At 70.1% G+C, this 13,641-nt stretch carries 15 protein-coding genes and 1 pseudogene; 13 read left to right on the forward strand and 3 right to left on the reverse strand.

Annotation, left to right across the window (positions count from 1 at the left end):
• The first annotated feature begins 31 nt into the window (after nucleotides 1–31).
• The 5 genes from ACWC21_RS28880 (at nucleotide 32) to ACWC21_RS28900 (ending at nucleotide 4,395) form a co-directional block, all read left to right on the forward strand.
• Nucleotides 32–1,117, forward strand: coding sequence for an NlpC/P60 family protein (locus ACWC21_RS28880; RefSeq protein ID WP_450885911.1), 1,086 nt, complete (start codon nucleotides 32–34; stop codon nucleotides 1,115–1,117).
• Between the two features lie 118 nt (nucleotides 1,118–1,235).
• Nucleotides 1,236–3,329, forward strand: a complete 2,094-nt coding sequence (locus ACWC21_RS28885; RefSeq protein WP_450885912.1) for a glycosyltransferase family 39 protein — start codon at nucleotides 1,236–1,238, stop codon at nucleotides 3,327–3,329.
• Nucleotides 3,330–3,613: 284 nt separating this feature from the next.
• A complete protein-coding gene (locus ACWC21_RS28890; protein ID WP_450885914.1) occupies nucleotides 3,614–3,739 on the forward strand; it encodes a hypothetical protein in 126 nt (41 codons plus the stop codon).
• A 51-nt stretch (nucleotides 3,740–3,790) separates the two neighbouring features.
• Nucleotides 3,791–4,147 (forward strand): hypothetical protein, encoded by a 357-nt coding sequence (locus tag ACWC21_RS28895; protein ID WP_450885916.1) that lies wholly within the window; start codon nucleotides 3,791–3,793, stop codon nucleotides 4,145–4,147.
• Nucleotides 4,144–4,395 (forward strand): hypothetical protein, encoded by a 252-nt coding sequence (locus ACWC21_RS28900; RefSeq protein WP_450885918.1) that lies wholly within the window; start codon nucleotides 4,144–4,146, stop codon nucleotides 4,393–4,395. Before ACWC21_RS28895 ends, ACWC21_RS28900 begins: the two co-directional genes overlap by 4 nt.
• A gap of 768 nt (nucleotides 4,396–5,163) precedes the next feature.
• Here ACWC21_RS28900 and ACWC21_RS28905 read toward each other — a convergent pair.
• Nucleotides 5,164–5,625 (reverse strand): nuclear transport factor 2 family protein, encoded by a 462-nt coding sequence (locus tag ACWC21_RS28905; RefSeq protein WP_450885919.1) that lies wholly within the window; start codon nucleotides 5,623–5,625, stop codon nucleotides 5,164–5,166.
• 180 nt (nucleotides 5,626–5,805) lie between these two features.
• Between ACWC21_RS28905 and ACWC21_RS28910 the strand changes: the two genes are divergently transcribed.
• Nucleotides 5,806–6,270, forward strand: a complete 465-nt coding sequence (locus ACWC21_RS28910; protein WP_450885921.1) for a hypothetical protein — start codon at nucleotides 5,806–5,808, stop codon at nucleotides 6,268–6,270.
• A gap of 229 nt (nucleotides 6,271–6,499) precedes the next feature.
• Here the strand turns inward: ACWC21_RS28910 and ACWC21_RS28915 are convergent.
• Both ACWC21_RS28915 and ACWC21_RS28920 read right to left on the reverse strand, forming a co-directional pair.
• Nucleotides 6,500–6,799: pseudogene (locus tag ACWC21_RS28915) on the reverse strand (DUF6624 domain-containing protein); the annotation flags it as partial.
• Nucleotides 6,733–8,004 carry a serine/threonine-protein kinase gene (locus ACWC21_RS28920; RefSeq protein WP_450885922.1) on the reverse strand — a complete coding sequence of 424 codons (1,272 nt, stop codon included), beginning with the start codon at nucleotides 8,002–8,004 and terminating at the stop codon, nucleotides 6,733–6,735. The pseudogene ACWC21_RS28915 and the gene ACWC21_RS28920, both read right to left, overlap by 67 nt.
• On the opposite strand from ACWC21_RS28920, the gene ACWC21_RS28925 reads away from it, so the two are divergent.
• The 7 genes from ACWC21_RS28925 to ACWC21_RS28955 all read left to right on the forward strand — a co-directional run bounded on the left by ACWC21_RS28925 (nucleotide 7,934) and on the right by ACWC21_RS28955 (nucleotide 13,552).
• On the forward strand, nucleotides 7,934–8,449 hold the full coding sequence (locus tag ACWC21_RS28925) for an RNA polymerase sigma factor (protein ID WP_450885924.1): 516 nt from the start codon (nucleotides 7,934–7,936) through the stop codon (nucleotides 8,447–8,449). The genes ACWC21_RS28920 and ACWC21_RS28925 overlap by 71 nt on opposite strands.
• A gap of 60 nt (nucleotides 8,450–8,509) precedes the next feature.
• Nucleotides 8,510–9,253 carry a hypothetical protein gene (locus tag ACWC21_RS28930; protein WP_450885925.1) on the forward strand — a complete coding sequence of 248 codons (744 nt, stop codon included), beginning with the start codon at nucleotides 8,510–8,512 and terminating at the stop codon, nucleotides 9,251–9,253.
• 137 nt (nucleotides 9,254–9,390) lie between these two features.
• On the forward strand, nucleotides 9,391–10,089 hold the full coding sequence (locus tag ACWC21_RS28935) for a hypothetical protein (protein ID WP_450885927.1): 699 nt from the start codon (nucleotides 9,391–9,393) through the stop codon (nucleotides 10,087–10,089).
• A 185-nt stretch (nucleotides 10,090–10,274) separates the two neighbouring features.
• Nucleotides 10,275–11,048 carry a polysaccharide deacetylase family protein gene (locus ACWC21_RS28940; protein WP_450885929.1) on the forward strand — a complete coding sequence of 258 codons (774 nt, stop codon included), beginning with the start codon at nucleotides 10,275–10,277 and terminating at the stop codon, nucleotides 11,046–11,048.
• Nucleotides 11,049–11,197: 149 nt separating this feature from the next.
• Entirely contained in the window at nucleotides 11,198–11,425 is a 228-nt protein-coding gene (locus ACWC21_RS28945; protein ID WP_450885930.1) for a hypothetical protein, read from the forward strand.
• 253 nt (nucleotides 11,426–11,678) lie between these two features.
• A complete protein-coding gene (locus ACWC21_RS28950) occupies nucleotides 11,679–11,882 on the forward strand; it encodes a cold-shock protein (RefSeq protein WP_450885932.1) in 204 nt (67 codons plus the stop codon).
• 179 nt (nucleotides 11,883–12,061) lie between these two features.
• The gene (locus tag ACWC21_RS28955; protein WP_450885934.1) at nucleotides 12,062–13,552 is read left to right on the forward strand and encodes a DEAD/DEAH box helicase; all 1,491 of its coding nucleotides are present in this window, start codon (nucleotides 12,062–12,064) and stop codon (nucleotides 13,550–13,552) included.
• Nucleotides 13,553–13,641: the final 89 nt, after the last annotated feature.

Here is a 13,641-nt window from a genome sequence, read left to right on the forward strand (position 1 = left end):
CGCTCACCTCACAGTTCAAGGAGGATCGGTCATGCACTCCGCACATGACGGCAGGCGGAGCGGCCCTACCCGCCGCGCCGTGCTCGGAACGATCGCGGGCGTGGCGGCCGCCGGGGCGGCGGGCGGGTACGCCTGGGACCGCTACGGGCACGGCAGCGACGACTCCGGCGGTACGGCGGCCGGCGGCACGGGATCCGACCCGAGCGCCCGGGCGGCCGGTCCCCACACCTTCGAGCGGCTGTCCGGCCCCGACCGCACCGTGGTCCGCGCCGCCGACGGCGGCACGCTCGCCACTTTCACCGACGGCGCGCGTACGGCCGTACTCACCGGCTCCAGCCGCACCTTCAGGGAGCCGCGGACCACCGAGGCCAAGGTGACCACGGACGCCTGGGTGCGGGTGCTGCCGCACGCGTGGCAGCGGGGCACGGAGAAGTCCGCCTGGTTCAAGAGCTGGTTCAAGAAGGCGCTCGGCGACAGCAGCCCGGACGTCTTCGCGGTGGCGTTCCAGTACAGCAGCGCCGGGGCGCCCGACAAACACAACGCCAAGGGCGTGCGCTACGCGGGCACCGCGCACTTCGGCCCGCGCAACTCCGCGGTCAAGAACCCGCTGGACTTCGCCTACTACGACGAGCAGTCGGACTTCTACGACTACCTGGGCATCGGCTGGACCTTCCCGGACGGCACGCGCGTGCAGCCGGAGCAGGCCCGCTACGGCTGCGTCGACTGCTCCGGCTTCCAGCGTCTGGTGTGGGGCTACCGCATGGGCATCCCCATGCACAACACCAACACCAAGGGCGTCGGTCTGCCGCGCCGCGCCTACGCCATCGCCGCCTACGGTCCCGGCCGCACCGTGATCCCCCACACCGGTACGAAGCAGGCCACCGACCTGGACGTCCTGCAACCCGGCGATCTGGTCTTCTTCGCCATCATCAAGGACAAGCCGGACTTCATCGACCACGTCGGCATGTACATGGGCCTCGACGACCAGGGCCGGCACCGCTTCTACTCCAGCCGCTCCGCCGCCAACGGCCCGACCCTGGGCGACCTGTCGGGTCACGCGCTGCTGGACGGCACCGACTTCTACGCCCGCGGCTTCCGGGCGGCCCGCCGCCTGTGACCGAAGCCGCGTGTGATGTCGCGCCCGTGGCTGAAGCCGCGTGTGACGTCGCCAACCGTGACTGACGCCGCGTGCGCCCCGCCGCCTCACCTGACCTGCTGATCCGAGGACCACTGCCATGACCGCCATCCCCGACGCCCAGCCCATCGGAGCGCAGGAAGGCCGCCCGCCGGCGAACCGCTCCGACCGGCCCGAGGACGCCCCGCGCTGGGAGCGCCCGGCGCTCGCCGCGGTGCTGGCCCTCGCCACGGTGCTGTACTCCTGGGGCATCGGGCACGCCGCGCTCCACCCCTTCTACGGTGCGGCGATACGGTCGATGGCCGGCAGCTGGCGCGCGTTCTTCTTCGGCGGACTCGACACCGCCGGCTCGATCAGCATCGACAAGCTGCCCGGCGCCTTCTGGCCCGACGCCGTCTCCGTCTGGCTCTTCGGCCCGCACACCTGGGCGGCAGCGCTTCCGCAGGTCGTCGAGGGCGTGCTCACCGTATGGCTGTTGCACCGGATCGTCCGGGCCTGGGCCGGGCCGTTCGCCGCGCTGATCGCCGCGCTGGCGCTCACCCTCACCCCGGTCACCGTGGCGCTCAACCGTGCCACCATCCCGGACACCGCGCTCACCCTGCTGCTGGTGGCGGCCGCCGGGGCACTGCAGAAGGCGGTGCGCACCGAGCGGCTGCTGCCGCTGATCACCTGCGGGATCTGGGTGGGGCTCGCCTTCCAGGCGAAGATGCTGCAGGCGTGGCTGGTACTGCCGGTCTTCGCCGTCGTGTACCAACTCGTGGCGCCGGGCAGGCCGTTGCACCGGGCCGTACGCGTCCTGGTGGGCGGGGCGGTCGCGCTGGCGGTGTCCTGCTCCTGGATGTTCATCGCCTGGGCGACACCGGCCGCGAGCCGCCCGTACCTCGACGGAACGTCCGACAACAATCCGTTCGCCCTGGTCTTCGGCTACAACGGCCTGAGCCGCTTCACCAGCGATCCCACCGCGTTCGGCGCCGTCGCGGGCACCGCCGCCAGCCGCACCACCGGCAACACCGGCTGGGACATGCTGATCAACCACACGGTCGGCCCGCAGGTCGCCTGGTTGCTGCCGCTCGCCGTGCTCGCCGCGGCCCTGGGGGTCGCCCGGCGCGCGGGTCGACCGCGAACGGACCTGACCCGCGCGGGATTTCTGCTGTGGGGTGGCTGGCTGGCCGTGCACGCCGTGGTGTTCAGCATCTCCAACGGCAACCACGCCTACTACACGGCCGTCATCGCCCCGGCGATCGCCGCACTGGCCGGCGGCGGCCTCGCGCTCTTCCGCGCGGACTACGAGGCGAAGTACGCACCGGAGGCGGAGCAGGCGACGGAGCACCCGCCGGAGCAGGAGGCTGAGCAGGCGACGGCGTACGGGCCGCAGTGGCAGCCGACGTACGGACCGGACCAGGGGGCGACGTACGGGCCGCCGTGGGAGGCCGGGCACGCGCCGGGGCCGGAGGCGGAGCACGAGCCGGAGCGGAAGGCCGAGGACGGAGCGGCCGACCGGCGCCACCTCGTGCTGCCCGCGGCCATCGCGCTGACGGCGGCGTGGGCGCTGGTGCTCGACTGGCCGACCCGTTTCGTCTCCTGGCTGCTGCCGGTCGCCGTGATGCTCGCGCTGTGCGGCGTGGTGGGCCTGTGGAGCCGCGGGCCGCGCACCTCCCCGCGGATGATCCACACCGCCCTCGCCGCCGGGATCGCGGCCACCCTGGCCGTACCGGCCGGCTGGGCCTTCTCCGGCCTCGACCCGCTCTACGCGGGCGCCACCACCTCTCCGATGGCCGGTCCGGTCGGCAAGTCGTACAACGAGCACCCCCGTCACGCTCCGCGGCGAAAGGGGCTCGGTCAGCCCAGCACCCGCGACACCGCCCTGCTCGACTACCTCACCAAGCACCGCCACGGCGAGAAGTACCTGCTCGCCACCCAGGCCGCCTACACCGCCGAACCCCTGCTGCGCGCGAGGTCGGAACCCATCCTCGTCATGGGCGGCTTCACCGGCAGCACCCCCTTCCCGACCGCCCAGCGCCTCGGCAGCCTCGTCACCGCCCACCAGCTGCGCTACGCGCTGCTCACCACCCAGCGCCCCACCACCCCCGCCACCACCTGGGTGAAATCCCACTGCACCCGCGTCCGCCCCACCGCCTACGGCCTGCGCACCGACGGCACCTTCACCCTCTACGACTGCGCCCGACGGAAGTGAGGCCCCGTGGTTGCCCAACGTGGTTTCCCGGCCCGCTCACCTTGTCCACTCCCCCTGAAGTGACATCTACGAGTGACATTGGGGGGCCCGGCTCACCGCGCGTCGGTTCCGGGTGCTGCGGCCGCTAGGCAGGCGGGACGCCGGACGTCCCGGCCTCCAGACGGGCGTGACCTCGCCAGACGCCAGCGCTCCTAGGCGGTCCGGCACGGCCAGCGTGGCCAGGCGGCTCCCCGGCAAATCAGAAGGCCCCCTCGGAGTCGTCTCCGAGGGGCTTTCTGGCTTGCATGGGAACGAATGGGAAGGCGCTGTCACGCAGCGTCCTGCCTGCGAAGCTGGGCGACTTCCACAGCGCCCGCAAGGCCGCCCGGCGGGTGATCCGCCGCGAGGAGGACCCGGACGACTACGTCTGATTCGTACGCCCCGGCTGGATATGCTGGCCGGGGCACCCTTTGGAGGACATCGTGAGCACACAGCCGGATCACGGCACGGAGCTGCTACCGCGCCCCGAACGTACCCCCGACGCCGTCCGCGTGGCGCTCGCCCGGATCGCCCCTCACCGCCTGGACGAGATGGAAAAGCACAAGGAGGAAGCGCTGGCCGCCGCCATTCGGACCAGCAAGATCGGGCACCTCCAGCACTGGCTGACCCACTGGGCCGCTCAGGTGGAGATCGAGCGTCGGCCCGATCTCTCCGCACGCCGTAGCCGTGCACTCGCCACGCTCCACGGAACGACCAACAAGGACGACCCCGCATTCCGATCCGCCATGGACGAGCTGCGTGCCGTCGAGGACATGGCGACGCAGGCGGTATCCGAGTGACGTGGACGTGGGAGTACGACCCCAGCGAGGCGTACGTCATCGGCGGAGCACCGCCGGCGTTCGTCGCCGAGGTCGAGAAAAAAGCTGACGAACTGGTGCGGGCTGCTGCGGCCTTCTACCTCGACGGAACACAGTACGAAGGGCTGGGTCCGAAGGGAGATATCGCGCATGTCGACAGCGGATTCTTCGTCTACCTCGTCGTTCCCAGGCATGAATGCGTGTACGTTCGCCAAGTGACCTGGATCTGATCCGGTAGTAGGCGTCGGCTCCTTGCAGGGGGCGTTTTCCGTCTCAGCCAACCGCGCAAGACGTGGGGGCCCGGCGGCCTCGACGCATTCGCCACCGTTGAAACACGTTGGTCGCGCTGAAGACGATCCGCGCCGCCCGGCCCGACGGCGCACCCCTCTAAGTGATCCTGGACAACCTGTTCGCCCACAAGGTCGCCACATCCGGCGGGCGAACCTACGCGGCCACAGCAGCAGGAGTGGTTGTTGCCGGAGTCCGGGAACGACAGCGAACGGCTGCCGTGGAAGATGTCGGCGAGGACCAGGGACAGGGTTTTGCGCGCGTCGTGCAACGGAAGCCTGGCGCGACTGACTCGCTCACCAAGTCCGTCACTCTGCAGCCTCCTGAGAGAGCACCCATTGGGGCGGGTGCCCGGGATCGGCAGGACAGGTGAAAACGTGCAGGTCCCGGTCCCGGCCGAAGCGGAGGCGAGTGGGTCGGGCAACGGACCGACCGCCCTGGGTCGATGCCTCCCCCCCGCAGGGACGGGTTGCGGTCCTCCAGCGGCACCCAGCTGTGCGAGTCGGCGTCCATCTCGCTGCCGTCGGCCGTCAGCAGCAGCTGCATCGAGGGCCGGGAAGACGCCACGCGAGCGGAATGCCGCAAGCCCGTCGACGACGTCACCGAGGCCCGGGACCGGGTGCGGCAGGAAGGCCACCGGCGCGAGGCTGGAGGCGGCGCGGCAGCCGGCGCCGGGCAAGGGCGAGAGGTATCTGGCCACACGTGGTCACTCAGAGTTGCGGTTTGCCGGTGGTTGGAGTGCGTGCTGGTGTGGACCCCTCCCCGAAGATCATGCGGTGCCCGCGGGCGGTGTCCATATACTCGCGGACCCGGTGGATGAGGCCGTCCCGGAGCTCGAAGACCAAGCAGTAGTCGTTGGCGTAGTGGTTGCCATTGGCCAGAATCGCCGTCATGGTTTCCTCCACGATCACCCGCTTGCCATCGGCGTGGAGTCCGTGAAACGTGACCGCGACGTCGCGCACAAACAACCGGGGGAAGTCCTCGGCAAGGAAGCGTGTGATCGCTTCCTTGCCGATCATGTGGCTCGGGGCGTCCAGCGCGATCGCCGTGGCGTTCCCCGGCGGAGCCAGCCACTCAGCGTCCTCGGTGAAGACCGCGGCGATCTGATCGGCGTCGTGGCTGGCGAACGCCTCCCACGCCGTCTGGACGATGGTGCGACTCTCATGTGACATGCCGTGACACTACGCACGCGCCGCAGGACGGGCTGGCGACTTTCCGTCATCATCACTGACTACCGTCCGTGAATCGGGAACTGGCCGTCCGTGGGGAATTCCGACTGGCCGCTGTCAAACTTGGCAGCGAAGTTGGGCCAGCAGCCCACCGGCGACGGCGAAGCGTGATCAGCTTGAGGCGTGGAGTCCATCGTCGCCAGCGCCATAGCCGTTCTTGGAACCTTGCTTGGGTCGGGGATCACTCTGGCGTTTCAGCAGCGCACCACCGACAGAAGCCATCAGTTCACCCGCCGCGAGAAACTCCGGCAGGAGCGACTCGATGCCTACTCGGCCTACGCCGGCGCGTTGGTCAACTATCGCCGCTGTCTGGTCCATCTGTGGTTCTGTGAACATGAGCAGCCGCCACCGGAGGACCCCGACGCGGTGCGTATCCGCGCCTACGACTTGCGCTCCAGCGCCCAGGAGGCCCTATTTCGGGTCCAGATGCTGACGGATGACGGGAGGCTGAGTCGGACCGCGGAAGACGTGCTGGCGAACATCACGGAGCTACCCAAGGCAGATGCCAGGGCTGAGCTGGACGAGCTGAGAGCACGGACCCGTGACGACATCAGCCGACTCGTTGGCTCAGCGAAGCAGCACCTTTGAGGTTTTTGCACAGGCCTCTGGGCTGATTCCCAATTGCCGACCGGACCGCACCACAACCGCACCAGATCGAGCGGGGAACAGCGGGGAATCACGGTGAAAGCAATCCAGCCCGGAACCAGCCCCAAATGCCCGCAGCTGCCCAAGCTGAGAGCCAGGGCCTGTCCGGCGGATCATGTCCGCGACAGTGAGCCTGGGCAGTGGTCCACCGGATGCGGCTGGGAACGGGGCGTCAGGCCATCGAGAACTTGGCGACGTACTCGTCGAAGGGCTCGATGCCGACTTCCGCACGGAGTTCGTCCATGCGCTCGGGCTCTTCACAGGGCCACGGAACCGGTGCCCCGTCCTTCACACCGGCGATCTGAGTGCCGTAGACCTGCTTACGGCCCTCATTGACCAGCGTGCGGTCGCGCAGGAAGGCCAGCTCGCGGGGGCTGGCCGACCCTGTCGACACCGCCCCCTGCATCAGCTGGAGGGCACGACGCTGAACGTCGAGCTGCCGGTCGGCGTGCTGGGCGATGAGCCAGGCCAGGGGGCGGCGCCCGCCTTCTCCGGGACGCAGGCACTGACAACGCCCTGCCAGTGATCGACCCCGGAGTCGCGCGGGGCACTCCCGTGCGGCGATCGGTCGCCATCCTCGTTCAGCGGGCCAGCCAGGTCAGCACCGTTGTCACCAGGAACACGACAAGCGCCGCTAGCCAGACCACAAGGGGTGTCGGCCTTGAGGGCGTGGCCGGCGCCCGCTCCTCTTCCCCTTGGGACAGCAGCGCGTCCGCGAACGCCTGCGCGGTTCGCGGGCGGTTCTCGGGTTCCACGGACAGCGCGGCACGGAGAAGAGTGTCGATGCCGTGCGGAACCCCCAGCTCCTTGGGAAGCGTCGGCGACGATGACGGCGGTGCCTGGCCCGTCGCGAGGGTCGTACGGCCGCCCGAGCCGAACGGCTTGCGACCGGTCAGCAGCTCGTAGGTGACCGAGGGCGTACACGTCGGCGCGGCCGTCGAACCCGCCGGTCTGGAAGGCCTGTTCGGGCGCCATGTAGGCGGGAGTGCCGGTGGTCACGGTCAGCCCCGACGCGTCGGCCAGGTGCTTCGCGCTGCCGAGGTCCGCGACGAGTACGGCAGGGTGCGTGCGGCCGGTGTCGAGCAGGAGGTTCGACGGCTTGACGTCACGGTGGACGACGCCTGCGTCGTGGAGCACCTGGACGGCGTACCCGGCCTCGGCTGCCAGACGGAGCGCCTCCGCGGGCCGGCAGTGCCCGACCTTCTCGGCCAGCGTGCCGCCTCGGACGTAGTCCATGACGAAGTAGGGGCGGTCGTCCTGGACACCCACGTCGTGGACGCGTACGACACGGGGGCTGGAGATCCTCCGGAGCAGCCTCGCCTCGGCGAGGAACCGTTGGCGCACATCGGCGTTCGACGCCCAGTTGTCGGCCAGTACCTTGACCGCGACATCCGTGTCGAGTTCGGGATCGTAGGCTCTCCAGACGGTCGCGAACGAACCGGCTCCCAGCCTGTCCTCGAGGAGGTAACGACCCAGCTTCCGCATGCGGCAGCATTCTGCCCCGAGGCGATCGGGCCGGGAACCGCGGGACGGCCGGGCGGAGTCCAAGGTCATAGGTGAACGGGGGGACAGCAGGATGCTCGAAGAGAATGAGCTGATACGACTCGTGACGTCTGCCCAGGCGGGTGACCGGGCGTCGCTGGACCGCCTTCTGGTCAGGCTTCGCCCCCTGGTCATGCGCCGTTGCTCCAGGTTCCTTCCGCACCACGCCGACGCCGAAGAGGCCGCGCAGGACGCTCTGCTGTCCATCAGCACCCATCTGCACGAGTACAGCGGGCGGGGCTCGTTCCTCGGGTGGGTGACAGTGATCGCCTCGAACGCCGCCAGGTCCACCTATCGCTCGATGCGCCGTCGCGCGGAGGACAGTCACGCGGTCCTTCCCGAGGGTGCCGACCCCCGGACGACGAGCGTCATCGCGGGGACCCGCCTGGACCTGATGGACTCGCTGGCCGCGCTCGAGGAGCGGCATCCGGCCCTGGTGGAGTCCTTCGTGCTGCGCGATCTGGGAGACCTGACCTATGTCCAGGTCGCTGAGATCACCGACGCTCCCCTGGGGACGGTCAAGGACCGTATCCATCAGGCTCGTCGCTTCATGCGGGACCGCCTCGGCAGTGGCTGCTGACGCGTACCGGTTCTCCGCGGTGGACCCGCGTCGGCCGACCGAGAGCCGGGAGGTGCTGACGTGCGGACCCGGACGATCCTCGTCATCCTGACGGCAGCGATCGGACTCGGCCTGCTGACGGGCCGGTTCGTCCTGCCCGCTCGTTCCGCTCCGGCCGGCCCGTCGCTGACGACAGACGCCGCGACGCCCTCTCCGGGTGCCCACTCTCCGGCACCGGAGCCCGCGAGCGGCCCCATGACGAACCGGCACTTGGTGACGGGCGCCGAGTTCAGGAAGGCCGGAGTCTCCCAGCGCATCTACGCGCGGGATCGTGTCGGAGACGGCAACTACGCCAACGCGGTCTGCACCGGCGAGAAGACACTCGGCCAGAGCCTGGGATCGTACGACGCGCACTTTCGCGACCTGGTGACGCGCAAGGACCCGGGCAAGGACCCCGCCTCGGCGACGAACACCGGCTCCGAGATCGCACGCGAAGTCGCCGACGATGCCGGAAGCCGGGCACTGGCCCGGAACTACGCCGAGCGGCTGCTGCTGGAGGAAGTGCCGTGCCAGAGCGAAGTGGCCACCCACTGGGTCTACGGGCCGACGCACAGGATCGACGTCGCCGCGGACATCACCGCGAGTTGGATGGGGATGTACGACGGCGATCTGAACAGCGCAGGGACCGCGCCACGGGGCAAGGAGCCGTGTGGAGGCATCGCCGTCCTCCGCAACGGCACTCACTACGGCGTCCTGGAGGTCAACACCTGCCTGGGCACGGCCGCGATGACGCGGATCGTCCGGGCGGCCGTGACGCGGCTCTGAGACCGTCCGAGCCCACCCAAGGAGAAGTGAGCTGGATCACATCGATCGCACGGATTTCCATCCAACATCTCACGGACCCGCGGCATCTCCCAGGTGTACGACGACGCGCACCGCGTCGCCACCAGACAGGAGATGAGATGTTCGACCACCAAGCAGCCGGCCAGAGGATCTCGCGTCGCGGTCGTACCGCAGGAGCAGTTGCCTCCGCCGGCGCCGCCCTGATCGCGATCGTCATCGGCACGCATCCCGCTGCCGCCGGCGCGGGCACCACCACACCGAACCAGTCGGCAACGGCGCGCACCGCCGCCGTTGCCGAGCCCGGCCTCGGCTCCGCCAGCGTGACGCAGAGTGAGGACTTCTTCCAGCAGGGCCTGATCCCGGTCAGCGCGACCGTGGGTCTGTCCGGGAAACGAGCTCTCTCGGCGTGCTCCGGCGAGGAGACGATGCGCACCCTGACCAAGGGGAAGGCCGTCGCCTATGCCGACGTGGCCTGGGCCTTCGACACCAAGGACATCTCGCTGACCGAGTCCGTCGCCGACGGCTCCACCGGCGCTTCGGCGGCGTCGTACGAGGCGCAGCTCAACAAGCTGGTGCGCGGCTGCCAGGACGAGCCCGCGGGCCACTGGCGCTACGGCAAGGCGCACGCGACCACCGTCAGGTCCGGCGAGGGCACTTGGTACCCGGCCTACAGTGGCAACGGCAAGGCGGCCGGCGGTGTCGCGGTGATCCGCAGCGGTCACAGGGTCGGCATCGTCGAACTCTCCGGTCAGCCCAGCGACGACCCCGGCTACATGGAAGGCATCGCCGCCGGCGCCATCAACCGGCTGGCCGACTGATCTCCCTGGCGTAGGGGGCCGGTGAGGCCGGCTCGGGTCGACCGGCGCGAACCGGTCGGGGATCGCCGGGTTGTCCGTGAACTTCCCCGGAATTGTCCTCGGTCGGTAACGGACGTATCCAAGGGCCGTTCATTCTCGTCATGCTGATCAAAGGACACCGGGGAACAGCGGGGATCGGGGCGGACATGGCACGGCACGGGGGCAGGCGGGGCTGGTACGGCAAGGTGGTCGGTGCGGCGCTCGGAGTGACGCTGCTCGCCGCCGGTGCCTCGGTGTGGACCGCGCAGGCCGGTTCCGTGGGCGGCTCGACGCCGAAGGCGTCCGCGTCGGCCAAGCGGGCCAGTGGCGTCAAGCCGGTCGACGTGACCATCGCGCACGCCTCGGACAAGGGCGAGCGCGGTGTCAACATCACCATCGACGACGGGCCCGATCCCACGTGGACGCCTCAAGTGCTCGACGTGCTGCGGGAGTACGGGGTGAAGGCCACGTTCTGCATGGTGGGGACGCAGGCGCAGGCCCACCCGGACCTCGTGAAGAAGGTGGTCGCCGCCGGGCACCGGCTGTGCGACCACTCGGTGTCGCACGACACCACCATGGACAAGAAGCCCGAGGCGTACCAGTCACGGGAGATCCTCGACGCCGAACGCATGATCACGAAGGCGTCCGGGGGGGTACGGCCGATGTACTACCGGGCGCCCGGCGGGGCCTTCACCCCGTACAGCCGCAAGCTGGCCGCCTCCCGGGGCATGCGCCCGCTGGGCTGGAACGTGGACAGCAAGGACTTCGAGCGGCCGGGCACCGACGCCATCGTCGCCACCGTCGAGCGGGAGCTGTCCAACGGGCCGACGATCCTCTTCCACGACGCGGGAGGCGACCGCTCCCAGACCGTCGAGGCCCTGCGCCGGGTCCTGCCCTGGCTCAAGGGGCAGGGTCACTCCTTCGGCTTCCCGGTGCGCTGAGACTCCGGCGTGGCGGCATGACGGTGAGATGCCAGGCCTGCGGGGGCCCGGTCGACAGGGGTGGCGGGCCCGGGCGGGCGGCTTCGTACTGCTCGCAGGCGGGCCGTCAGCGCGCCTGTCGGGAGCCGCGGCGGCCGGCCGGACCGCCGGTGTCACCGACAGCCTCAGCCCCCGAGAAGCCGGCCGCCGCCGGCGCCCCCGGCATGGACGAGGCCGCCGTGCAGGGCGTCCGCGCTCACCTGGACGGTCTGCGGATGAACAAGCGCTCGCCGCGGATCGCGGACATCGCCGCGCTGGCGACGTTCCTCGCCTCCGACGCCGGTGCCGCCATCACCGGCACCTGGGTCAACGCGACCGCCGGAATGTTTCCCAGCTGAGGGCCCTGGTCCGCGCCGCCGGGAACGAAATATCTGTAGTCGCCACGTGAGAAATCGACGCGGCGCACGATGAATATTCCTGCGGTCAAAGGCGGCGGAGAATTACTTTCCGTGCAGGGTCGGCACCGGCATGCTACTGTCGTCATCAGTTGCGGGTGTGGTTGCCAGAAGGTTTTTCCGACGGCCGATCATCACGGCGACACGGAATACGCACAGAGCGTATCCCTGACACCGTCTCCGAAGGAGAAACATAATGGCTACTGGCACTGTGAAGTGGTTCAACTCCGAAAAGGGCTTCGGCTTCATCGAGCAGGACGGCGGCGGCGCCGACGTCTTCGCCCACTACTCGAACATCGCCAGCCAGGGCTTCCGCGAGCTGCTGGAAGGTCAGAAGGTGTCGTTCGACATCGCGCAGGGCCAGAAGGGCCCGACGGCCGAGAACATCGTTCCCGCCTGACGCACCGGCGCTGACGCGTACTTCGCAGCCGGGACCCGCACTTGGGGTGCGGGTCCCGGCTCGCTTTATTCCCGGGGCAATTGCGCCCTGGCGTTTTCGGCCCGTTCTCGTGATTCTCTGCGCCGCTCATTCCGCTGCGGAAATTTCTTGATACGTGCCCGCATCGAGGAAGGTTCCGCATGAACCGCACACGTACCACTCGCGCACGCACCGATCACGCATACGGCCGCTTCGGAAGAAGCACGGAAACGGGTCGCTCCGGCGTTCCGCGCCGCTCCAACGGCTACGGAAACCGGCCGGCCGCGGGGGGCGAGTTCGCGCTTCCGAAGACGGTCACGCCCGCGTTGCCCGCTGTCGGGTCGTTCGCCGATCTCGCCATGCCGGCGCCGTTGCTGACCACGCTCGGTCAGGAGGGCGTCACCGTACCCTTCCCGATCCAGGCGGCGACCCTGCCGAACTCCCTGGCCGGCCGTGACGTGCTCGGTCGCGGCCGCACCGGGTCGGGCAAGACCCTCGCCTTCGGCCTCGCGGTACTGGCCCGTACGGCGGGCCGGCGCGGCGAGCCGCGCCGGCCACTGGCCCTGGTCCTCGTCCCCACCCGTGAGCTGGCCCAGCAGGTCACGGACGCGCTCGCTCCCTACGCCCGCTCCGTGCGCCTGCGGCTCGCCACCGTCGTCGGCGGGATGTCCATCGGCAGGCAGGCCGGTGCGCTGCGCGCCGGCGCGGAGGTGGTCGTCGCGACGCCCGGTCGGCTGGGGGACCTCATCGACCGGGGCGACTGCCGGCTCGACGACGTGCGCATCACGGTTCTCGACGAGGCCGACCAGATGGCCGACATGGGCTTCATGCCCCAGGTCACCTCCTTGCTCGACCAGGTGCGCCCCGAGGGCCAGCGGATGTTGTTCTCGGCCACCCTGGACCGCAACGTCGACCTGCTGGTCCGCCGCTACCTGACCGACCCGGTCGTGCACTCCGTCGACCCGTCGGCCGGTGCCGTGACCACGATGGAGCACCACGTACTCCACGTGCGCGACGCGGACAAGCACCGCACGACCACCGAGATCGCGGCCCGGGACGGCCGGGTCATCATGTTCCTGGACACCAAACACGCCGTGGACCGGCTGACCGAGCACCTGCTGAACAGCGGTGTCCGCGCCGCGGCCCTGCACGGTGGCCGGTCCCAGCCGCAGCGCACCCGGACCCTGGCGCAGTTCAAGGACGGTCACGTCACCGTCCTGGTGGCCACCAACGTCGCGGCCCGCGGCATCCACGTCGACAGCCTCGACCTGGTCGTCAACGTGGATCCGCCCAGCGACCACAAGGACTACCTGCACCGCGGCGGCCGTACGGCCCGCGCCGGGGAGTCCGGCAGCGTCGTCACCCTGGTGACCCCTGCCCAGCGCCGCGGCATGACCCGGCTGATGGCCGCGGCCGGCATCACCCCGCACATCACCCCGGTCCGCTCGGGCGAGGCGGAGCTGAGCCGTATCACGGGCGCCCAGGCGCCCTCCGGGGTCCCGGTGGTCATCACCGCGCCTGTCGTGGAACGCGCCCGCCGCGCGTCTTCGCCGTCCCGGGGCCGTCGCGGCCGCACCGGCCAGGGCCGGCCCGCCGGCGCGGGTCCGCGCAGCAGGGCGCAGCGGCGGCCCGGGAGCGACTCGGCTGCTTAGGGGTCCTTGCACTATGCCCGCCCGGGTCGCGCGGCCTGGCACCGCACCTCGCCGCGTTGCCGAAAAGCCCTGGTAGCTCCTCCCCCACT

This window comes from Streptomyces sp. NPDC001348 (assembly GCF_053597535.1).

Excerpts from the sequence above, each read along its gene's own strand:
- ACWC21_RS28880 (WP_450885911.1), top strand. The coding sequence starts at position 32 with ATGCACTCCGCACATGACGGCAGGCGGAGCGGCCCTACCCGCCGCGCC.
- ACWC21_RS28885 (WP_450885912.1), top strand. The coding sequence starts at position 1,236 with ATGACCGCCATCCCCGACGCCCAGCCCATCGGAGCGCAGGAAGGCCGC.
- ACWC21_RS28890 (WP_450885914.1), top strand. The coding sequence starts at position 3,614 with ATGGGAACGAATGGGAAGGCGCTGTCACGCAGCGTCCTGCCTGCGAAG.
- ACWC21_RS28905 (WP_450885919.1), bottom strand. The coding sequence starts at position 5,625 with ATGTCACATGAGAGTCGCACCATCGTCCAGACGGCGTGGGAGGCGTTC.
- ACWC21_RS28920 (WP_450885922.1), bottom strand. The coding sequence starts at position 8,004 with ATGACCAGGGGGCGAAGCCTGACCAGAAGGCGGTCCAGCGACGCCCGG.
- ACWC21_RS28935 (WP_450885927.1), top strand. The coding sequence starts at position 9,391 with ATGTTCGACCACCAAGCAGCCGGCCAGAGGATCTCGCGTCGCGGTCGT.
- ACWC21_RS28940 (WP_450885929.1), top strand. The coding sequence starts at position 10,275 with ATGGCACGGCACGGGGGCAGGCGGGGCTGGTACGGCAAGGTGGTCGGT.
- ACWC21_RS28950 (WP_450885932.1), top strand. The coding sequence starts at position 11,679 with ATGGCTACTGGCACTGTGAAGTGGTTCAACTCCGAAAAGGGCTTCGGC.
- ACWC21_RS28955 (WP_450885934.1), top strand. The coding sequence starts at position 12,062 with ATGAACCGCACACGTACCACTCGCGCACGCACCGATCACGCATACGGC.